The following is a 21,562-nucleotide window of genomic DNA, read 5'->3' on the forward strand; positions in this document are numbered from 1 at the left end:
GTTGCTCGTTGATTGTATTGGATTTGTGAGAATTGCTCACAAAGAATCTGCTTAAGATGCTGCAACAACAGCACTGTCATTTACTAACTTACCATCTTCCATATAAACGATGCGATCGGCAATATCTAAAATGCGGTTGTCATGAGTAACCAAGAGAATGGTACAATCTTGTTCCTTAGCTAGTTTTTGCATCAGGTTAACTACATCTCGTCCCGATTTACTGTCAAGGGCGGCGGTGGGTTCATCTGCTAAGACAATTTTAGGACGACCGACCAACGCACGAGCGATCGCAACTCTTTGTTTTTGTCCCCCAGATAAATCATCAGGATAATAATTCAGGCGCTCTCCTAATCCTACCTCCTCTAACATTAGGGCTGACCGGGTTTTCATTTCTGTCACCGAAATATTATTATGCACTTCCAAACCCATTCTGACGTTCTGGAGCGCTGTCAGGCTACCGTGCAAGTTGTGGGCTTGAAAAATATAACCGTTATTGCGTCGTGCTTGGGTAAGTTGTCCTTTGTTAGCACCACACAGTTCTTGTTCTAATATCTGCAAACTGCCAGATTGGGCAGAACGCAAGCCGCCAACTAAAGTGAGAAGTGTAGTTTTACCAGAACCAGAAGGCCCAGTCATAATAATAATTTCGCCAGCGTTAATATCCAAATTGATATCAAAGAGAACTTGCTTGCGGAGTTGACCATGACCAAAATAGTGGTCGAGATTTTTAACAGAAATTACAGGTTGACTACTCATAAATAGCTCGATTACTCGTGATGATTGTCATTTGTCCTTAGTCATTAGTCCTTTTGAGTAACAAATGACAAATGACAAATGACAAATGACAAATTTAAAACATATCTGCGGGGTCAGCAGACTGTAATTTCCGAGTAGCGATCGCACCAGAAATTATACACATAATCATCGTCAGAGTTAATACCGTCAAAGCTCGTGCTACGGTCATGTAAACTGGCAAATTGGTGGCATTACGAGTTAAATGATAAAGTCCTAAAGGTGCGAGTGCTCCTGGGATAAAACCTAAAACCGCCAAAATTATCGCCTCTTCAAACACCACACCTAATAAATAGAGATTGTTATACCCCATTGCTTTGAAAGTAGCGTATTCTTTGATATGAGAATTCACATCTGTAGAAAGAACTTGATAGACGATAATCACGCCCACCAAAAACCCCATTGCTACACCCAGGCTGAAGATAAATCCGATCGCCGTATTTGTTTTCCAATAATTTATTTCAAATTCGAGAAATTCTGCTTTGGTTAAAACTTTAACATCATTATCTAAATGAGATTCTAAAGCTGCTTTCATCTGTTTCGGGTCATAGCCTGGTTGCAACTGCACCAAACCGAGACTGACACTACTGGCTTCTTGTCTGGGAAATAATCGCAGAAAGTTCTGGTCGCTGGTGATTAAAGTACCATCGGCTATGAAGGAAGCCCCGACTGAAAATAAGCCGCTAACGGTAATTGTCCGCCGTTCTATTTCGGTTGTGACAGTTTTACCTTGTTCAATTTTGGCAATCGCATCATTATAATCTCCTCTAGAGGCGCGATCGAACAGAACAGTATCTGGTAGCTTAATAGCATCTATCTGGCGATTCACATCCGCTAAGTTCAACATTTGCCGATCGGGATTGAACCCCATAACTAATATTGTCGTCTTCTGATGTGTTTGGGGATTTTTCCAATCAACAATGTTGACATACATTCCTTCTGCCGACTTTACACCTGGTACATCCATTACTTGATACAACCGCCGCCGCGTAAAGCTAGACATATATGCTAGATTACGTGCTTGCGGGCTGATGACAAACATATCAGCCTGCATACTCCGATGCAGCATTGTGTTACTTTCAAACAGGGCATTCTGAAACCCTAGCTGCATGAACATCAAAACATCGGCAAAGGCAATACCTGACAATGCCACCAAAAGACGACCTTTTTCATGACTTAGTTGCAGCCATCCTAAAGGCGTTCGCCGCCGTACTTGTTCGATTAATTTCATAAGAGGGAGTGGGGAGTGGGGAAATGAGGGAGAGGAGGGAGCAGGGGAAGCAGGGGGAGCAGGGGAGATGAGGGGACAAGGGGACAAGGGGACAAGGGGACAAGGGGACAAGGAGATAAACAAAACTCTTAACTCTTAACTCCTAACTCAGCACTCCTAACGCCCAATGCCCAATGCCCAATGCCCAATTCCCTTTAAAGTTCAATCACCGCCTTGACTTGTAAATTAGTTAAGTTAGAAGCATTTTGGCTGGATAGTTTATTTAGTTGCACATGCACTTCTACTACTCTGGCATCAATATTGCTAGAGGGGTCAGCATTGATCAGATTTTGCCGCTTTACCTGCATACCAATCCAATCCACTCTTCCCCCTAATTCATTGCGGAGGGAATCACTGCTTACCAGCACCGGTTGTCCCGGACGCACTCTCTTGATATCACTTTGGTAGACTTCTACTACTGCATACATCTGGTCGGTTTGACCTAAAGCCACAATTCCTTCATTGCCAACAGTTTCTCCGGCTCGTGTATTTATTTCCAAAATTTGACCGGCTTTAGGAGCCACAACGTATGCCTCTGCCAGTTCTGCTCTAATTTTCTCTACAGTGGCTTGAGCGCTGTCTATCTCTGCCTGTGCATTTGCTATATCTGTAGGACGAACTTCAGTGGTTTGATTTAGGTTAGCTTTTGCTTCGTTAATCTGCTGTTGCAAGCTGGCAAGGGTTTGATTTTGGTTGGCTTTTGCTTCGTTAAGCTGCTGTTGTAGGGTCGCTACAGTTCTTGTCTGGGTGGCTTGGCTTTCAATTAAGGCTTGAGTAGAAGTTTCAGCGCTTAAGCGTCTTTTATCAACTTCTTCGCTAGAAATTGCTCCTGCTTTGTATAAAGTTTCGTAGCGCTGTACGTCAGCTTGGGCATTATTTTTTTCGGCGGCTACGCGAGCTACTGTTGCTTGCAAGCTGCGTTGTTGCCCAAGGAGTTCTGCTTCTAGACGATTAATTGTGGCTTGCTGAGTTTTAATGTTTCCTTGTAGTTCTACTTGTACGCGATTCACTGTAGCTTGACGCGCTCCAATTTCTCCCTGTTTGGCTCCAGCTTTTACCTGGTTAAGGCGGGATTTGGCAACTTGAACTTGTTTTTGTGCTTCAGCCAAAGTAGCTTGTAGGCGAGCGCGGTTGTCCATGATCGCAACTACCTGCCCAGCTTTGACGCGATCGCCTTCTTTCACCAATAGTTGCTCTACCCGATTTCCTTCACCCATTGAAGAAGGCGCTGACAGTTTTATTACCTCTCCCTTTGGTTCCAACCGCCCTAATGCTGTTACTGTTTTTACCACAGGCTGAACTGCTACTGGTGCTTTTTGCTTTTCATTACCTGTAGCCTGAAGCCTCGATACTGTATAAACACTGAATGCACCTGTCGCAAAAGCTGCAATAATTGCAAGTAGAAGAGGCGATCGCAAAAGATTCTGAGAAGACCTTAAACCCTCTGAATTCCTGTTTTGCTCCATACTATTTTCCCCTTACCACCAGTAGCAACTTGTACTAAACTGTCCAGTTCAATTTATGCTAAACTAAACGGACTAGTTTAGTCAAGAAGATACAACCAAACTTGTCAATCAATTTACTCGGCATTATCCAGCAAAATGCTATTTCCTATTAAGATTGATTGTCTACCACAAGAAAGTAGCAGAGAGAAAAGCTGATAATAGAGGCTTTTGGGCTTTATCGAAGGGTATATTTATCACCGAAAGCATGAGGAAGACTGCCCCCTGCCCCCTGCCTCCTGCCTCCTGCCCCCTGCCCCCTGCCTCCTTCATTCATCCTGGGGCATTTTGCAGCATCTATTAATATTGTTTATAAGAAAGGATGATTAATAAATGGTACGCATCAAAGCTGACGAAGTGGATCGAGATAATTCCGTTGATAAAGTGGAGCAAATTCTGCAAGGGGCAATGCAAGAATTCCTTCAACATGGCTATGCTGGTACAAGCATGGATCGGGTAGCGGTAGCAGCAGGTGTTTCTAAAGCGACAGTCTACAGCCACTTTCAAGATAAAGAAGGACTTTTTAAAGTACTGTTAGAGCAACTGACAAGTAAAAAGAATAGCTCCATTTTTGGCACAGAACCGATTGAGGGAGAACCAGCCACAATACTGCGCCAGGTAGCAACCAAAGCATTAGATCAGATGCTTAATGACGAAGAACATAGTGCATTTATGCGAGTACTAATCGGAGAATCTGGGCGTTTTCCTGAGTTAGCTCAAATTTGTGTTCGGGTGATGATTAAACCAGTAGCAGAAACTCTCACTCACTACTTGGCGGCTCCAGAATTAAACATACCTGACCCAGAGGCAACAGCAAGAATTCTCTTAGGAACATTGGTGCATTTTCATATTACTCAAAATGTGATGCATGGACAGGACATCGTACCAATGGAAAGCGATCGCCTGATTGATGCCTTGACACACCTAATCACTAAATGTGCTGATTGATTTGGTTATCTCCCGGTGCGTAGCGCTTGTTTGGTCGAAAGGTCATAAACTGATAATTAAAAAACAAGCCCTAACAAAAATATGGCTATTGAAAACCTTCTGCTCACCGCCTTGCCCCGCGAGGTGTACAAGCGGATAGAAAGCAAACTGGAGCAGCTAGACCTTTCATCCGGCAAGATACTCAACAGACCGGGCGAAGCCATCGAAGATGTCTACTTCCCGCTCACCTGCCTGATCTCAGTCACCATCACGATGATGGACGGCATTACAGTAGAAGCCGGAGTGGTCGGAAGCCGCGAGATGGTAGGGATCAACGCCTTCATGGGCGGTGAGGAGACGACGCAGACCGAGTACATCATACAGATTCCCGGTAAGGCGGTGAAAATGAAGGCACATCTGCTGCTTCACGAGTTCGACACCAATAAGTCGTTGCGGGACGTGCTGCTCAAATACACACAGGCTTATATCGCGCAAATCTCGCAGAATGTTGCCTGTAACCGCACTCATACTATAGAAAAACGCATGGCCCGTTGGTTGCTTGAGTCGAGCGATCGTCTCTACTCCGATGAACTATTTTTGTCCCATGAGTTCCTCTCCCATATGCTGGGCGTGCGCCGTTCTGGTATTACCGAAACCGCCCACATCCTAGAAAAGAAAGGTCTCATCGAATGCAGCCGAAAGAAAATCAAAACCATCGATCGGCAGGGACTAGAAAAAGCTTCTTGTGAGTGTTATGAGGTAATCAAACAGGAATACGATCGCTTGCTAAAGTTTAAGCTAGAGAGATAACGAACAAAGTCCTTCTCACCTTTCTAGCGATAATAGAGGCTGATACGAGACGCGATCGGTGTCGCGCACCATCCAGCGCAAGCCTGTTAACTTGCCTTTAACATCGCGGATAGGAGCTACAGTTATAGCAGCCTCAAAAGGCTCACAGTCACGGGGCTGTATCTGTAATATCCACTTTTGCACATAGTCACACTCAGAACTGTGCATCTGGTTTAGTTGGCAACGAAACGCCTGACGTTCTTCTACTGCAATGAAACAGACCAACGGTTTGTTTACCAAAAATCGTTGTTGAAGATTGAACAGTGTAGCAGTGGCATAATTAGCTGACAGAATTTTCCCTTGTGTATCGCTCACCAAGTAAGCATTTGGTATGAAATTTAATAGGTCTTGGTAGCGCTTGTATACTTCTCTAAGCCGCGTTTGTACATTTACCAATTTTTGAGTTTGCTCGAACAGTTTCTCTGTAGCTATCTCTAGTGTTTTTGAAGCAGTATCAAGTTCTTTCAAGACTGCCAGCAGCAAATCGCTTTCTGGCTGTACTGTGGTGTTGGCATCTTCGTACAAGTTAGCTAAACGCTCTTGCAGTGACTGTAACTTCTGGGCAAACATATTTAGATTCATGATCAATTCAGGTGACATATAAGTTCAATCCCTGAATAGAAAGAGACTGTTAACCAATTCCTAATGGGTTTTATCCCACCAATCATTCGTTACTGGCTATAAACCTAGTAACGAGAAGTTAAGAGATATTGCCATTGATGAATTTGTTCTCAAATTTCTTAGACTTAGGGGTTACTTAGATTTAAGTATTGTTTAAAGACTAAAAAACTTAGTGGCTCCTAGTCAGTACGATTCCGTACAATAGACCTGCAAGAGGTCTATTATCTTCGCTCTAAAAAGTGATAAACGACATAAACCCAAAAGCCGCACCTTTAATTGTTAGTGCGGCTTTGAGTTCTACAGAGATGGGGTTGGCTCTATTAATATTTGTAAAAAGTATCTGGGATATTTTGATGTCCCAGTACTTGGGGTTATGGCATCCCCCACTGGTTTAAGATTTCATCATCTCCAGCGTAGCTCTGTGCAAGCACGACTTGATGCACAATGAAAAAATCCCCTTGCTGTCTTAAACAGAGAGAATGCCAATGTTTTTTTCATAGAAGCTACAGTGCCTTCCTTACAAGCTGCTACAACTATATCCTCCAGCGATCGCTAGATAACTAGGCAGGAATGACTTGAATAACTAGGGCACGTTTATCTAGCGACTGGATCTTACCTACTTTACTAAGATCGTTTGCAATTCGGTCTAGCATCTCTCCCGCTTTGTCACGATATTGATGTTCTCGGCCTCGTAAACGAATGGCAAACTTGACAGAATCGCCTTTACTCAACCATTGACCTGCTTGTTCGATGCGTAAATTGTAATCAGCCAGACCCACGTTTAGACCGAATCGAACTTCTTTTACCGTGGGTCTAGCACTTTGGCTTTGACGTTTTTTCTTTTGATACTGAAGCTTGCCATAGTTGAGAATCTTGGCGATTGGAGCGTCTTTACCTTGAGAGACTACAACTAAGTCAAGCTCTAAGCTTTCGGCTAGCTGTAACGCCTCATTGGTGTCGATTAGACCACGATTGTTATTCTCATGGTCGATCAAGAAGACGCTAGGTGACTTGATTTGTGAATTAATCAGTTGCTTTTGGATTGCGATAACGAATTTCTCCCATTTGTTCAATACTTTGCTTTACAAGCAGGTAATGCCAATTTAACACAACACAGAATCAGAGCAACTTTAAACAACACAATGAACGCCAATCTGTTAGAATGAAGCACTGCGGCACTCGCTCTCAGTCTTTGCGCTACTGCCCATCCAGCTTTTCAATGATTTTTATCCGTCCGCCTAAGACTGACGCCATCATTGGCGACAGGCCGATGTTATTTTTGGAGTCTTATGTCTTTTTCCAATCTCGGCTTGTCCAATGAAATTATCCGTGCAGTTACCGAACGAGGGTACACGGAACCCACGCCAATCCAGATGCAGGCGATTCCTGCTGTTTTGTCGGGTAAAGATTTATTAGCTGGGGCACAAACTGGCACTGGAAAGACCGCTAGTTTTACACTGCCGCTCTTGCATCGATTGTCGTCTAATAAGAGCAAAGGTACGCCAAATGGATACCCACCAATCCGGGCACTGATTCTCACCCCGACTCGCGAACTCGCTGCCCAAGTGGAAGAAAGCGTGCGCGAGTACGGCAAGTACTTAAATCTTAACTCGATGGTGATGTTTGGTGGAGTCAGTATTAATCTGCAAAAACAGCGTTTGAGGGGTCGAGTGGATATTTTGGTTGCGACTCCAGGGCGACTGCTAGACCACGTACAGCAGGGTACGCTGAATTTATCGCAGATTGAGGTTTTGGTGCTGGATGAAGCCGATCGGATGCTGGATATGGGTTTTATTAATGATATCCGCCGCATCCTCTTACTTTTGCCCAAACAACGACAGAATTTGCTATTTTTCGCGACTTTCTCAGACAAAATTAAGACACTAGCCGCCGGACTACTCAATAATCCGACGATGATTGAGGTAGCACGCCGCAACGTTACCGCCGATACGATCGCCCAGAAAGTTTACCAAGTAGACCGTGACAAAAAACGCCAATTACTTGCTCATCTGATTCGGCGAGACAATTGGTATCAAGTGCTAGTGTTCACTCGTACCAAGTATGGCGCCGATCGTTTGGTGAAGCAGTTGGGCGAAGACCGCATTCAAGCCTTGGCAATCCACGGTAATAAGAGCCAGCCTGTGCGTACCAACGCTCTGGCCAAGTTCAAAAATGGCACCTTACAAGTATTGGTGGCGACAGACATAGCTGCTAGGGGGCTTGACATCAGCGAACTGCCCCATGTTGTTAACTTTGATTTGCCCAATGTACCAGAAGATTATGTTCATCGTATTGGTCGCACCGGTCGCGCTGGCGCATCAGGTGAAGCTGTATCGCTAGTGTGTATCGATGAACAGCATCTATTGAAAGATATCGAAAAACTGATTGAGCAACGCTTGCCGAAGGAAGTGGTTGCTGGTTTTGCGCCTAACCCCGATACCAACCCCGAACCAATCCCAAATGGACGGCAACACAGAGCCAAGCCTGGAGGTGAGAAGCGTCCGGCTCGTACTCCTAAACCGTTACCACAGAAATCGGCTAAACGTAAAGCAGCGCCACCTGCCACCAATGGCGAGAAACCTGGCGCTCGTTCATCGGCATCGCGCCGTTCTGCTAAAGGCGATCGCTAACATTCGCTAGCTGTTCAATAGATTGATTTTTCACGGCTCCTGGAAAACATTCAATGTAATCTCTGTCACATACAGTTGTCGGAATGCAGTTAACAGTGTCATAAACAAAAGGTGAAGGTTAATCTGTAGGGTATAACTTACCTTAGAGTTGCTTGACCTCTAGCTTCGATGGATCTATCACACTCATGACTGAACTGACGCTACGCCTACAAGAGGGAGATACCGAAACCACGATCGCAGTTGACCAAGATGTATTTACAATTGGTCGTTTGCCGGAATGTAACTTGTACTTACCTTTTGGTGGAGTATCCCGCACCCATGCTCGCCTAGTAAAAACGGCTGACGGTGTGTGGACTATTGAGGATCTGGGCAGCAAAAACGGGACGCAAGTCAATAAATATCTGGTTAACTATCCCCAAGAGTTACATCATGGTGATATTGTTTGGCTGGGCAATGTTAGCCTGGTAGTGCTGCTCACAACCCCTGTTTCTCAACCGACACATGAGTATCCCGGAATTTCGGACATTAACGAGCAAAGAACAATCCTTCATAATGTTGAACAATTACAACAGCAATGGATTGCAGCTGATAGCAAAGATGGCAACATCAGTAATAAGGACAAAACTATTGCCCGTCTCAAAGATTTAGTTGACATAGCGAAAAATCTTTGTGCAGCCGCATCTATAGAAGAGATTTTTTCTCAGGTGCAGCAAGTAGTTTTTCGTTATCTTGATAGTATCGATCGCTTGGCATTATTAATTGATGTCAATGGTTGCGGCCAGTTGGAATTAATGAATGCTGCCACTCGAAATATTTCCCAACAGAAACATCTCCCTTCTGATGGTAGTTGGATTAGTCGTAGTATCTGTCAAAAAGTCTTTGACGAAAAAGTCGTCATTCAAACCGGTGATACTCATCAGGATGAACGGTTTGCTAGCGAACAGAGTATTTTAGTCAAAGGCATTCGTAGCGCGATGGCAGTGCCTTTATGGGATGAAAATAAAGTTGTGGGCGTATTGTATGCCGATGCCAATTTTTCTTCTTATCATTGGGCAAATGAAGGTGAAGAAGAATTGAGCTTTTTTTCCGCTTTAGCAAACCTTGTCGCTTCTAGCGTGCAGCGTTGGCTATTAGTAGAAAAACTCAAAACTGAAGAGATGATTCGTCACCGACTAGAACGCTATCATTCTCCAGCAGTTGTACAGCAGTTGATCTCTGTAGGCGGATTACCAGGTGGCCGTTTAGCTCCCACCGAGAGCGAAATCAGTATTTTGTTTGCTGATTTAGTTGGCTTTACGGCAATTTCTGAAAGATTAACACCAACTGCGATCGCTCAACTATTAAATAATTTATTTGAAGAAATGCTAAAAGAAGTGTTTACTTGCGGTGGCACTTTAGATAAATATATTGGCGATTGTATTATGGCATTTTTTGGCGCTCCAGAACCGCAAGCAGATCATGCCGATCGCGCTGTTACAGCTGCCAAGGGAATGCTCACTCGTCTCGAACATCTGAATGCCAATGGTTTTTGGCTCGAACCCCTGCAATTACGGATTGCGATTAATAGCGGTAAAGCAGTGGTGGGAGATGTCGGTAGTTCCCAAAGGGTAGATTATACGGCATTAGGCGCAACGATTAATCTTGCTGCTCGGATGGAAGCAGTTTGTCCCCCTAGTGAATGCGTGATTAGTGAAGCCACCCATACAATGCTTTCACAACCCTCAGACTTCCAAGAAATGGGAGATTATCGTTTCAAAGGTATTGAGCGACTAGTTAAGGTTTATCAGACAAAATTGCAACCAGTACCAACAATCATTGCTCCAATCATGAATCTTTAGGGATTGGGCATAATGGGGAATAGGAAAAAATCACTAATTATGAATTATGTTAGGGGCTTCTAAATAAAAAATATCTAACTATTTCTTGTGGGCTGGGTGTCTCACCCGCCCCATTGGTGTCAACTTAAAGTTAAAGAACAATTGTCAATAAGTCATCCTACTCAAAAGGTTGCTGAAATCAACTAATTTAATTTATTTAATCTTGGGATCACTTTTCTCTTGAGTAGTGATGGTGTATCCGCCCCCTTTATAGTGATCGCACTTTTGAAAGTTGGTAACAACTTTCTAGAAGTTCAATAATTTCAGTAGCTATTTAGTTATATAAGAAAGTCTACTTTTATACTAAGTTAGCTGTGATATAAGTCTACAAATGCGATCGCCTACGGTGGGTAGGTACGCCATCACTTTTCTCTTCAGTGGCACTGTTCAGCACTGAAGATGTTTATTAAGCCTCTGATTGCAGCGATCGCTTGATTCATATTTTGGTTCAGCAACACCGGAAATTTTCTATATTGTTTTTTAAACGGGGCCTATATACGGAAAAAGTTTGTCTGTTGCTCAAGAAGAAATATTACAGAGAAAGTTTCTATATATTTATAACAAATTAAGTAAATAAGCGGAGAAGCTCTAGTATATTATTGTTGCTATAGGAAAACTCTGTAACAGTACCAATTTCAAAATCCCCGATTGGAATTACAGGTAGTGAACAACCTAAGTAACAAGTATCTTAGACATCTGTAAGGTTAAACTTATGACTTCATTTGCTTCTCTCTATGAGAAATTTGATGCTTCTCAAGCTCGAAAACTTGCAGGATTCATTCAACAAGCCTATGACCAATTTGACCTAAGAGGAACAGGAATTTGGAAACTTGAAGGGTCTTACGAATTAGTTGGTCAACTTGGTACAGAAGAAGTTCCCTTTGGTTTTGTTGTCTCTGAAACTGATAGCAATAATGTAGTGGTTGTATTTCGAGGCACAAAAAGATTTATAGAGTGGTTCAAAGACGTAAATATTCAACTTGTTTCTTACAGAAATAGCACAGAAAAGAATGGGCCAATGGTGAAAGCAACTTGGGATATTGCTGATGGTGTTACTCAGGAGTCTTCAAGCGAAATTCCGACTACTAATGATTTTGGCGATGTAACCGCAGGTTTTCGAGGGATCTACATTAATCTCCGGCAACAGATGATTAGAGCACTCGATCAATGCTCGGCAGATTATCGAATTTTTGTAACGGGACATAGCCTCGGTGCTGCGTTAGCAACTTTGGCAATTCCGGATATTCTCAACAATACTAAGTTTAACAACCATCAAAAGATTGAACTGTATACCTTTGCCAGTCCACGATGTGGGGACAGGACTTTTGCTACTGCCTTTCAAGAGACAGGCATACAGCACTGGAGAATTGCAAATACTGAAGATTTTGTGACGACGCTTCCATTCCCAACAGGAAATGTTTTTAGAGCGGAATCACCAATGAAAGCACCAGAGGCAGAACTTGGTCAAGGTGGAGTAAACGGTGTGGATGAAAATCCAAATCCAATTTTTGGGTTTTTCAAAGAAATGTATAACAGAAGAAAAAGAAGAATGCCAGATTACGTACATACTGGTACACCTGTCTATTTTACATTTCACGCAGCTGCTCTAGAAATGCATCACAATTTGCATGGGGTTTATATGAATGGAATTGGTCAAGATCCACTTAATCTTAGAAAATAATTTGTTAGTAAAATTTTGGCTGATACCAATTCTCTGTGAAGTTGCACATTATTTTGATCCCTCCCAATCTCCCTTTAACAAGGTGAAGTGCCGCAGGCGGTGGGGTTCTTTCTATGCGTCTTCATAAAGAATTGGTGTGACTATGCAAAATGTTAAATTGGAGGTGATCAAGACTTAAGTTTTTAGTTTTCAAAGCGAATCAATTTATAAAATATGGGAGATACTTAACCCTAGTATCAGTTGATTTTCGTGTCTTATATAGGTAGTAAAAAGTAAATGTGTGATGATTTAGACAAGATATCAATGTCTGACTTTCAGAAAGAATTCATTCTTTTAGAGTATTCTGAGATTCGCAGACAGAACCAATCCTACTTTGAAGAAACTAATAATTTGGCTCGTTATGCAGTAATCATTGCAGGTTTAGTTTGGACATGGTTATTAACACAAAAACCTCCACAAAGGGTAACTATAATTGCAAGTTGGTTGCCATTTGTTACTTCTTTCTTGTTCACAATTAGAGTGATTACTCTTTGGCTTGAGTTACGGCACCGAAGCAGATATATAAAAAACATTGAAGAAATGCTTAATATTCCCAAAAACTCAAATCCAAATGACCCTAAATTTGAATTTGGATTCGAGAAGAATCTTCCAACAAATGGGAGAAGTTGGATTTTTGGGAGTGCAGCCGCTTTCTGGATTATATTAATAATTACTACAGCAATAGTACCAAAGCTATTATTTGGCTGATCCTACTTAATTTTGAGATCAAATTTAATAGCCTGATGCTCAATTTAGCTGACTGTGCCAGCGTGAAAAATTTGCTCTGCGGTCAAATTCAACTCTGGAAAAGTTGGCGACTGGATACGGTCATCTCCTCGAAACTTACTAACGCGATACTCACCTTCTTCTAAAGAGCAAACCAAAATAGTAGGTTGTTTGGGTTTGCCAATAAATTCTCTACCGCCTAATGCAGCATAATCGACAATCCAGTATTCAGGAATTCCCATTTCTTCATAATCAGCATATTTTTTCAGATAATCATCACGCCAGTTTGTACTTACCACCTCAATTACTAAAGGAATTGATGCTGCTTGAGTAACAGTTGATTCTTTTTTCCACCGAGGTTCATTAACTAAATTAGGCTGATTTAGTATCAGGATATCTGGGGAATAAGCAGATTCGTTCTCAACTGGTTTAATGAATACTGTTTTAGGGATGAAATAACGAAGATTTAAGCGACTATATTCTAAAGTAATTTTTGTAGCTAAAAATCCAATCACCTCTTCATGGTCGCCTGTTGGTGGTGGCATCTCTACTACTACTCCATCATATAATTCGTAACGTTGTCCTGTGTTATCTGGATATTTAGCAACGAATTCATCGAATGTAACTACTTTGCGTAAGACTTGAGTCATGGCTTGATTCCTCAATTGTGCAAATTATAGCAACTTTACTTCTATTGAATTCATCAATATTAATACTTATTGATTGGTATATTTTATTTCAGAAATAATTGCAAAATTGTAATATTCAGCAACTAATTCTGGGTTATAAGACTAGAATTTGGGTGTAGCTTCCAGAATTGATCTGTGTAACACTAGGAAGCCTACCGAAGCTATTTTTAACGGGAGGTCAGGTAATGGCGATCGCCACCATTAATCCCGCCACTGGGGAGACGCTTAAAACCTTTGAGGCGCTCAATGATGCAGAAATTGCCGCTAAACTCGATTTAGCCGATCGGACTTTTGAACAGTATCGTCAGACTAGTTTCTCTCAACGATCGCAGTGGCTTTCAAAAGCTGCTGATATTTTAGAGCAGGACAAAGCAGAATTTGCTAAATTGATGACTCTAGAAATGGGTAAACCATTTAAAGCTGCGATCGCAGAAGTCGAAAAATGCGCCCTTGTCTGTCGCTACTATGCCGAACACGCCCCTGATTTCTTGGCTGATGTCAGTGTAAAAACTGATGCCAGCCACAGTTTTGTACGTTATCAACCAATAGGTGCAATTCTCGCAGTGATGCCGTGGAATTTCCCCTTTTGGCAAGTGTTCCGCTTTGCCGCACCAGCTCTGATGGCGGGGAATGTCGGCTTACTCAAACACGCTTCCAACGTGCCGCAGTGCGCCTTAGCAATTGAAGATATTATCCGACGCGCAGGTTTTCCTGAAGGTGCGTTTCAAACTCTATTAATAGGCGCTGCCAAAGTTGCCGATTTAATGGCTGATGACCGCGTAAAAGCTGCTACCTTGACCGGAAGCGAACCAGCAGGTGCATCCCTCGCCGTCGCCGCCGGCAAACAAATTAAAAAAACAGTTTTGGAATTAGGAGGAAGTGACCCGTTTATTGTGTTAGAAAGTGCTGACTTAGAGACAGCAGTTGTCACAGCTACTACAGCACGAATGTTAAATAACGGGCAATCATGTATTGCAGCGAAACGTTTTATTGTCGCAGATGCGATCGCAGACAAATTTGAAAAATTGCTTTTAGAAAAATTTGAGGCGCTGAAAGTTGGCGATCCCATGCAACCAGATACCGATTTAGGGCCACTGGCAACTCCTGGTATTCTCCAGGATTTAGACCAACAAGTGCAAGGTGCTATTAGCAGCGGTGGTAAAGTCCTCACCGGTGGACATCCTTTATCAGATCGTCCTGGAAACTTTTATCCGCCAACGATTATCATAGATATCCCCACCGACACACCAATTGCCAAAGAAGAATTCTTTGGCCCGGTAGCCTTGTTATTCCGGGTTCCAGATATTGATGCAGCCATTAAACTCGCTAATGACTCACCCTTTGGCTTAGGTGCAAGTGCTTGGACAACCAACGACCAAGAGAGCGATCGCTTGGTTGAAGAAATCGAAGCAGGTAGCGTGTTTATCAACAGTATGGTCAAATCCGATCCTCGGTTGCCCTTTGGCGGCATCAAGCGTTCTGGATATGGCAGAGAATTGAGTATCCAAGGTATACATGAGTTTGTCAATGTTAAAACCGTGTGGGTTAAATGATTAGTCATTGGTCATTGGTCATTGGTCATTAGTCATTGGTCATTAGCGATTAGTCAAAGAACAAAAGACAAATGACAAAGGACAAAGGACAAATGACAAATGACAAAGAACAAAAGTCTTATTCGTTAATAGAGTTGTCGGAAAATAAAATGAATACAGCAGAATTATTGGTGCAGTGCCTAGAAAATGAAGGAGTGGAATACATTTTTGGACTTCCTGGTGAAGAAAATCTTCACGTTTTGGAAGCGCTAAAACATTCTTCAATTAAATTTATTACGACTCGTCACGAACAGGGTGCAGCATTCATGGCCGATGTCTATGGACGCTTAACCGGAAAAGCCGGAGTATGTCTTTCTACTCTTGGCCCTGGAGCAACCAACTTAATGACTGGGGTAGCAGATGCTAATCTCGATGGTGCGCCCTTAGTGGCGATTACCGGTCAAGTGGGAACAGATAGAATGCACATCGAATCTCATCAATATTTAGATTTGGTGGCAATGTTTGCACCTGTTACCAAGTGGAATAAGCAGATTGTGCGACCAAGTATTACACCAGAAGTAGTGCGGAAAGCATTTAAGCGATCGCAATCTGAAAAACCTGGTGCAGTTCACATCGATTTGCCAGAAAATATTGCTGCTATGCCCGTCGAAGGCAAACCTTTGCGTAAGGATAATAGCGAAAAAACTTATGCATCTTTTGCTAGCATTCGGGCAGCAGCTGCCGCAATTTGCCAAGCTGTGAACCCATTAATCTTAGTCGGAAATGGAGCAATTCGCGCTCATGCCAGTGATGCCGTAACGCAATTTGCTACTTTGTTGAATATACCTGTTGCCAATACTTTCATGGGTAAAGGCGTGATTCCCTACACACATCAACTAGCTTTGTGGTCAGTGGGATTACAGCAAAGAGACTTCATTACCTGTGCCTTTGATAACACAGATTTAGTAATTGCGATCGGCTATGATTTGATTGAGTTTTCCCCGAAGAAATGGAATCGTAATGGTGAAATTCCCATTGTGCATATTGGGGTAAATCCGGCAGAAATTGATAGTAGTTATATTCCCAACGCCGAAGTTGTGGGAGATATTTCCGATTCCCTCTATGAAATCTTAAAATTAGCAGACAGACAAGGCAAACCCGATCCCTTTGCTATTAGCTTAAGATCGGAGATTCGGGCTGATTACGAACAGTATGCCCATGATGACGGATTTCCGATCAAGCCGCAAAAGTTAATTTATGATTTACGCCAAGTGATGGGCCCAGATGATATCGTCATCTCTGATGTTGGCGCACATAAGATGTGGATGGCTCGTCATTATCATTGCCATAGTCCCAATACTTGCATAATTTCCAATGGCTTCGCAGCTATGGGTATTGCAATTCCTGGCGCTTTAGCAGCAAAACTTGTTCATCCTAAGCGCAAAGTTATTGCTGTCACAGGCGATGGCGGCTTTATGATGAATTCTCAGGAATTAGAAACAGCCTTGCGTGTCGGTACGCCTTTTGTGACGATAATTTTCAATGATGGTGGCTATGGGTTAATTGAGTGGAAGCAAGAAAATCAATTTGGCAAAGGAAACTCATCCTTTGTGCATTTTAGCAATCCTGATTTTGTCAAATTAGCCGAAAGCATGGGTTTAAAAGGCTACCGAGTTGAATCAGCTTTAGATTTGATTCCCACTTTGAAAGAAGCCCTCGCTCAAGATGTACCCGCCGTGATAGATTGTCCCGTAGATTATCGGGAGAATCACCGCTTCAGTCAAAAAGCCGGCGAGTTGACTTGTGCGTTGTAAATGTAAAAAGCAGAGATGCAATTAATCGCGTCTGTACAAGAGTTAGGAGTTATTTATTCCTAACTTTTTTAGTGTTTTGGTAGGGTGCGTTCGCACTTGGTGTAACGCACCACTTTATTCTTTACGGGCAACAGTTATTCACTATGAAGATCCCTTTGAGCCTACCGTACCTATAAAGGATTGGGAAGTCTTGCAACGATTTAAATTGTTATTGCGATCGCGCAGCGTCTCGTAGACAGGAGGAACGAAGAAGCAATCCCACCCGCAAGCGAATTTGATTGCGATCGCAATCAATACTAAGTTTGTACTTGATAACCCGCAACTTGGGTTAATAGATAGCCTTAACCATCCTCAAAAATTCTAAATTTCAGCACCTGATTTTGCTTCAGTACCCATTGGCGAAACATAATCGCGGAAAAGAGTAATCTGCTGCTCAAACTCTAATCCTTGAATTTTGCCAAACAAAGCTTTAGCTTCGGAAGGAAGTTGATAATCACCAGGTACAGGAATGATAGTCCCATCATCCATTCCTTGAGATAATCGATACCAAAATAGGAGTTTTGTGGTATCACCCAAAGAGCCATACTCACGAGAAATTTGGCTATCCGCTTTATTAATCAAATCACGCTGAACTTGTAATTGTTGTTCGTGAGATAATTCCTTAACTTGATTAAATAAACCTTCGGCTATTTCTGGAGAAACAGTACTGGCTCCAGGAGCAGCTGGAGTAATTGAACCCCCCATTTCTTTATAGATAAACCAAAACAAAGCAAGTTGTTGATCTACATTTAAGTTTTGCCAAGCTTGAACGTGTTCGCGAATAGTTGGATCGTTGGTTTGTGTGTATGTCATGATTAATTTCAATTGCAATTACTTATTTATTCTTAAGCAATGTTACCAAATGTATATTTAGAGTTTTACCCTACTGAAGACATATGTCTTAAAATCATAAAGAAGATCGTTCAAAGCCACAATAATGCTTGACAAGTGCCAAATGAAATAGTTAGCAATTAAAAGTCTGCTGCCAAATTGAATAATTGTTAAAAGCTATTTCCCTGGATAGATGTTATTTTTATTGTAATTGTGCAAACCAGTGATAGCGAGTTTGCGAACATTATTAGTAATTACTGAAAAGGGGAAAAGGTTAAAGGGAAAGGAAAAATTCCATTCCTTTACCCCTTCCCCTTTCCCCTCTGCCCATTCCCCTCTTCTTCATAAATGAAGAATTGTTAATCTCTATTTTCACGGGTTGCGTTGGCGTAGCCCGCCGCAGGCATCGCTCTGCATAATTCAGTTTTTCATTATTTTCTTAACTGTCTTCTTAACTGTCTTAACTGTCATTGCATTTTTTTGAAGATAGCTGGAAAATACAAACGTAATATTCAGAAGCACAGAAAGAACCCATCTTTAAAAACAGTTATTTGCTTGCTAATAATACAATTATATCAATCAATTCTATTCTTTGGGAGAAGAAAAATTTGTGAATTCATTCAACGAAAGACAAAGTTATATAATAACGCAAGGTCAAGGCATTTATCTATCTGGCAATCCCGTTAAAACTGAAAGTTTTTCTATTCAAAAGACTCTACGCGATGGTGGAAAAATCCGTTTCAAAATTCGTTATTCTGCTGAACTACAGGGTTTCTGTCTGCTAGAAATTTTTCTAATGAGAACACAAAATGGAACACTAACTGCTAGCATGACTATCCCTAATAGTGGTTCTACAGCTAGTTTTCAAGAACAAGAGCAAGAATTTGGTATTTGGGAGCCAGAAGATTATTACTTCTTTTTCAAAATGTCTTCCAATAATGGAAAATTTTATATCGAGAATTATCAGCTTTATTGGTCAAAGAATTAATTATTTTTCGTTGCAAACCTTGTTTCTAATCCCTAGAGGGTTGCCAAGTAGGGGATTAAAAGGAGCCATTACGGTGAACCTCAGAAAAAGAGTCTGTGACAGTTTGTTCTCAAGCACGTTTTTGCAATGATTCATATTCAAATTCAGCAACACCTAGTTGTTTTCTAAAGTAAGCACGATAGAGTTCACAACGCGGTAAGATGCGATCGCTTTCATAAGCGATCAAACCCAAGCTTTCGAGCTTATGAGCGTCAATGGGATTGAGAGAAATACTTTGCTTTGCCGCTACAACGTCAACATACGCCTTTACTAAACTAGGATTTTCTTGTAAGATTGCCCAGTGTCGCCATAGATGATAGCGATAGATACCGCCGTTAGCGATCGCATCTTCTATCAGCTCTTCTAAGGTCATTCCTTGACAGCATAGATAATATAGAGCAATCCGAATCAGTGCTGGATGTCCCCCTACAAGAGACATCAGTTGCTTAACTTCGTTATCAGAAGTCCAATCTAAACCATGTCGTAGGGCTAAGTATTTTACTTGGTGGGCAGTAAATTCTGGCAGACGGATCGGTAGTCCAATATTAAATGGAGAACGGTTGATATCCAGCGAGACATATACTTCTGTGGAGTAAACTACCACTAGTCTGAGTTTCTGCAAATTGCCATCTTGTCGTGCTTCTTCATACCAAGAGCGCAACAAACCAAAGAACTCTGGAGCAATTTCTGGATATTCAAAAAAGCGGTCAACCTCATTTAAAACTAAAACTACTGGATTTTTGCACTGCTTGAGCAAATAAGATTGCAAATATAAACTGCAACTCAACTTACAACCTATTTCCTCATCCCAGTTTTCATTTAGCTTTGGATCAATGCCTAATTCTGTTGCAATTTGCCAACAAAGAGAACGCAAAAGTTTATTTAAGTCTGTCAGACAACTTGAATCGATTTGGTTGCAATTCACATTCACCGAGCGATAACTTTGCATCTTGGCAAAAGCTAACAGCCGCAGCACAAGAGAACTTTTTCCCATTTCTCTTGGTGCTCGAATCCGAATCACACAGCCTGGTTGAATTACTTCTCGATAAACAAGTTCCTCGATGGGGGGACGATCGACATAGAAGGGGGAATCTACAGGTACTGGCCCATCTGGGTATGACCAAAGATTTTCGAGCTGGTTGTGGTGTTGAGTCGCAAAAGAATCTAAGGATAAAGACGGAAATAATTTTCTTTCTCCTGTATCTAAACTCATTGAGAGAGTTGGAGAAGCTTCATTACGATCTGGCTCATTCAGGATTGCATAGTCTCCGCTGCATAATTCTAGGTTAAAGGCGCTAAAGCACAATTTCAAGGTTTTTTGATCCACGCCTGTATTCAATGACCATAATCGGTTTAGAGTTTTGGTAGATACCTTCATGCGATCGCCTAAATCTTCTAGAGTGAAGCGATGTCCATTGTTTTCTACCTTTTCTATAGCCAGAATTGCCCTTTGTAAACGCTTCAGCCCAGCGATCGTTAAGATAAGTCCCCGCTTTCGTGTATTCTTAGATTGCTTCATATCATTAATTATCTATCTACTTTTTTCTGACCGTCTTAGCTATCTCCTCATTGTTTCATGTTTTTAAGTAGTTATTGAACAGTTACTTACCCGTTCTTAAACTGTTTTTCAGCTAGTAAAAAAATATACATTTATATTTGAAGATAGTTAGATGGGTAGGTATAAATAAACGTCACTACATCAATTGCCATTTTTGCTATTTCTATGGAAAGGTGCAGACATTTCTGTATCAAGCATCCTTTACCATTTGCAAATAAAAAATCACAAGCCTTAATAGTTCACTTTATTTATACTGCTTTATTAAGTGTTATAAAAATTACATCATAGAAGTAGGAGAGGAATGGAAGTGAGGTATTTTGAATGCAACACGCAGTAGGGGCGCATAGCTAACTATGCGCCCCTACTAAAGACCTATATTTTAGGCAACTGAGAAACGCTATAATCTTTCATCAAGAAGAGTAAGCGCGTTACCCAAGAAGTATTTGAAGACTTTGTTGATTTATTACCAACGTCTCTATGCGTAACTAATTTATTGGCGAAAAGTTATTACTACTTGCTGCCAATAGGATATTCTGACGCATTTAGCGTGCAACTTTGTTTGTGATATTTCTGCCCGCCTTTGCCGCACTATCCCCTACATCACTAGCAGTTTCTTGAGCGCCCTCTACATACCCAGATCCAAATTCTTTAAAGGCTTCTCCTGACTGTTGCCCAATCTTCTGAAGTCGTTCGCCAGGAGAAGCTTCTGTTTCACGAGCGTCTTTAAACCACTGCCCTACTGTTTTCGGTCTTTGAGCATCATTCTGCTCTACCTGTTCACGAACTCTCTCTTTTAAGCCCTTGTCATTTTGCCCATCACTAACATTCGTTGTCAGCATTATAAAACCAACTAGGACAACAGCTAAAAAACCTTTTATCTGAAGTCCTTTAAGCAAGGAATTGATGTGACTAATCGTCCTAGAAACCAAATTTATCATGCCAATTAACTTATTTTTTGGAGTACTAGTAAAGACTAACTATAAAAAGGCAATCATCCTTCTAGCAAAAGGCATATCTTAGTTATAAAAAAGAAAGGCTTATTCAACCCTGGGGAAGAGAGAACTTATTTACGCTCTTTTGTGGATCTGAAAAAATACAATATTTGTAGATTGGGTTGAACAGAGTGAAACCCCCAACAAAAGCAAGGATTCTTGGTGT

General features: G+C 41.7%; 18 protein-coding genes. 9 read left to right on the plus strand and 9 right to left on the minus strand.

The annotated features are described in order from the left end of the window. Window positions 1–51: 51 nt before the first annotated feature. The 3 genes from RMY64_RS01755 to RMY64_RS01765 form a co-directional block, all read right to left on the minus strand. Window positions 52–756, minus strand: a complete 705-nt coding sequence (locus RMY64_RS01755) for a DevA family ABC transporter ATP-binding protein (protein ID WP_322699133.1) — start codon at window positions 754–756, stop codon at window positions 52–54. A gap of 94 nt (window positions 757–850) precedes the next feature. After that, a complete protein-coding gene (gene devC / locus RMY64_RS01760) occupies window positions 851–2,023 on the minus strand; it encodes an ABC transporter permease DevC (RefSeq protein WP_322699134.1) in 1,173 nt (390 codons plus the stop codon). 194 nt (window positions 2,024–2,217) lie between these two features. Further along, a complete protein-coding gene (locus RMY64_RS01765; RefSeq protein ID WP_322699135.1) occupies window positions 2,218–3,528 on the minus strand; it encodes an HlyD family efflux transporter periplasmic adaptor subunit in 1,311 nt (436 codons plus the stop codon). A gap of 369 nt (window positions 3,529–3,897) precedes the next feature. On the opposite strand from RMY64_RS01765, the gene RMY64_RS01770 reads away from it, so the two are divergent. Together RMY64_RS01770 and RMY64_RS01775 are read left to right on the plus strand one after the other, a co-directional pair. Then, entirely contained in the window at window positions 3,898–4,512 is a 615-nt protein-coding gene (locus tag RMY64_RS01770) for a TetR/AcrR family transcriptional regulator (protein ID WP_322671383.1), read from the plus strand. A gap of 81 nt (window positions 4,513–4,593) precedes the next feature. Next, on the plus strand, window positions 4,594–5,301 hold the full coding sequence (locus tag RMY64_RS01775; RefSeq protein ID WP_322686824.1) for a Crp/Fnr family transcriptional regulator: 708 nt from the start codon (window positions 4,594–4,596) through the stop codon (window positions 5,299–5,301). 15 nt (window positions 5,302–5,316) lie between these two features. On the opposite strand, the gene RMY64_RS01780 is transcribed toward RMY64_RS01775, so the two are convergent. Further along, a complete protein-coding gene (locus RMY64_RS01780; protein WP_322699136.1) occupies window positions 5,317–5,940 on the minus strand; it encodes a PAS domain-containing protein in 624 nt (207 codons plus the stop codon). 581 nt (window positions 5,941–6,521) lie between these two features. Next, complete coding sequence (gene infC / locus RMY64_RS01785) at window positions 6,522–7,034, minus strand: translation initiation factor IF-3 (protein WP_322671380.1); 513 nt, start codon at window positions 7,032–7,034, stop codon at window positions 6,522–6,524. Between the two features lie 216 nt (window positions 7,035–7,250). Here infC and RMY64_RS01790 point away from each other — a divergent pair, with 216 nt between their 5' ends. The 4 genes from RMY64_RS01790 to RMY64_RS01805 all read left to right on the plus strand — a co-directional run bounded on the left by RMY64_RS01790 (window position 7,251) and on the right by RMY64_RS01805 (window position 12,896). Then, window positions 7,251–8,591: a DEAD/DEAH box helicase gene (locus RMY64_RS01790; RefSeq protein ID WP_322699137.1), complete on the plus strand. Its 1,341-nt coding sequence runs from the start codon at window positions 7,251–7,253 to the stop codon at window positions 8,589–8,591. Window positions 8,592–8,776: 185 nt separating this feature from the next. Beyond that, window positions 8,777–10,429: an adenylate/guanylate cyclase domain-containing protein gene (locus RMY64_RS01795; protein WP_322699138.1), complete on the plus strand. Its 1,653-nt coding sequence runs from the start codon at window positions 8,777–8,779 to the stop codon at window positions 10,427–10,429. A gap of 751 nt (window positions 10,430–11,180) precedes the next feature. Next, window positions 11,181–12,149, plus strand: a complete 969-nt coding sequence (locus RMY64_RS01800) for a lipase family protein (protein WP_322671377.1) — start codon at window positions 11,181–11,183, stop codon at window positions 12,147–12,149. Window positions 12,150–12,425: 276 nt separating this feature from the next. After that, entirely contained in the window at window positions 12,426–12,896 is a 471-nt protein-coding gene (locus RMY64_RS01805) for a hypothetical protein (RefSeq protein WP_322671376.1), read from the plus strand. A gap of 44 nt (window positions 12,897–12,940) precedes the next feature. Here RMY64_RS01805 and RMY64_RS01810 read toward each other — a convergent pair whose 3' ends face one another. Beyond that, window positions 12,941–13,564, minus strand: coding sequence for a Uma2 family endonuclease (locus RMY64_RS01810; RefSeq protein ID WP_322671375.1), 624 nt, complete (start codon window positions 13,562–13,564; stop codon window positions 12,941–12,943). A gap of 224 nt (window positions 13,565–13,788) precedes the next feature. On the opposite strand from RMY64_RS01810, the gene RMY64_RS01815 reads away from it, so the two are divergent. After that, window positions 13,789–15,156 (plus strand): NAD-dependent succinate-semialdehyde dehydrogenase, encoded by a 1,368-nt coding sequence (locus tag RMY64_RS01815; RefSeq protein ID WP_322699226.1) that lies wholly within the window; start codon window positions 13,789–13,791, stop codon window positions 15,154–15,156. A gap of 149 nt (window positions 15,157–15,305) precedes the next feature. After that, window positions 15,306–16,949 carry an acetolactate synthase large subunit gene (locus RMY64_RS01820; protein WP_322671403.1) on the plus strand — a complete coding sequence of 548 codons (1,644 nt, stop codon included), beginning with the start codon at window positions 15,306–15,308 and terminating at the stop codon, window positions 16,947–16,949. Window positions 16,950–17,309: 360 nt separating this feature from the next. Here RMY64_RS01820 and RMY64_RS01825 read toward each other — a convergent pair whose 3' ends face one another. Beyond that, the gene (locus RMY64_RS01825) at window positions 17,310–17,801 is read right to left on the minus strand and encodes an orange carotenoid protein N-terminal domain-containing protein (protein WP_322671374.1); all 492 of its coding nucleotides are present in this window, start codon (window positions 17,799–17,801) and stop codon (window positions 17,310–17,312) included. 628 nt (window positions 17,802–18,429) lie between these two features. Between RMY64_RS01825 and RMY64_RS01830 the strand changes: the two genes are divergently transcribed. Then, on the plus strand, window positions 18,430–18,807 hold the full coding sequence (locus RMY64_RS01830) for a hypothetical protein (RefSeq protein ID WP_322699139.1): 378 nt from the start codon (window positions 18,430–18,432) through the stop codon (window positions 18,805–18,807). A gap of 109 nt (window positions 18,808–18,916) precedes the next feature. Here the strand turns inward: RMY64_RS01830 and RMY64_RS01835 are convergent, their stop codons facing one another. Next, on the minus strand, window positions 18,917–20,365 hold the full coding sequence (locus RMY64_RS01835) for an AAA-like domain-containing protein (RefSeq protein ID WP_322699140.1): 1,449 nt from the start codon (window positions 20,363–20,365) through the stop codon (window positions 18,917–18,919). Between the two features lie 581 nt (window positions 20,366–20,946). Then, entirely contained in the window at window positions 20,947–21,342 is a 396-nt protein-coding gene (locus tag RMY64_RS01840; protein WP_322699141.1) for a hypothetical protein, read from the minus strand. Between the last annotated feature and the right edge of the window lie 220 nt (window positions 21,343–21,562).

Origin of the sequence: Nostoc sp. DedQUE08, assembly GCF_034530895.1 — a bacterium.
Taxonomy (GTDB): domain Bacteria; phylum Cyanobacteriota; class Cyanobacteriia; order Cyanobacteriales; family Nostocaceae; genus Nostoc.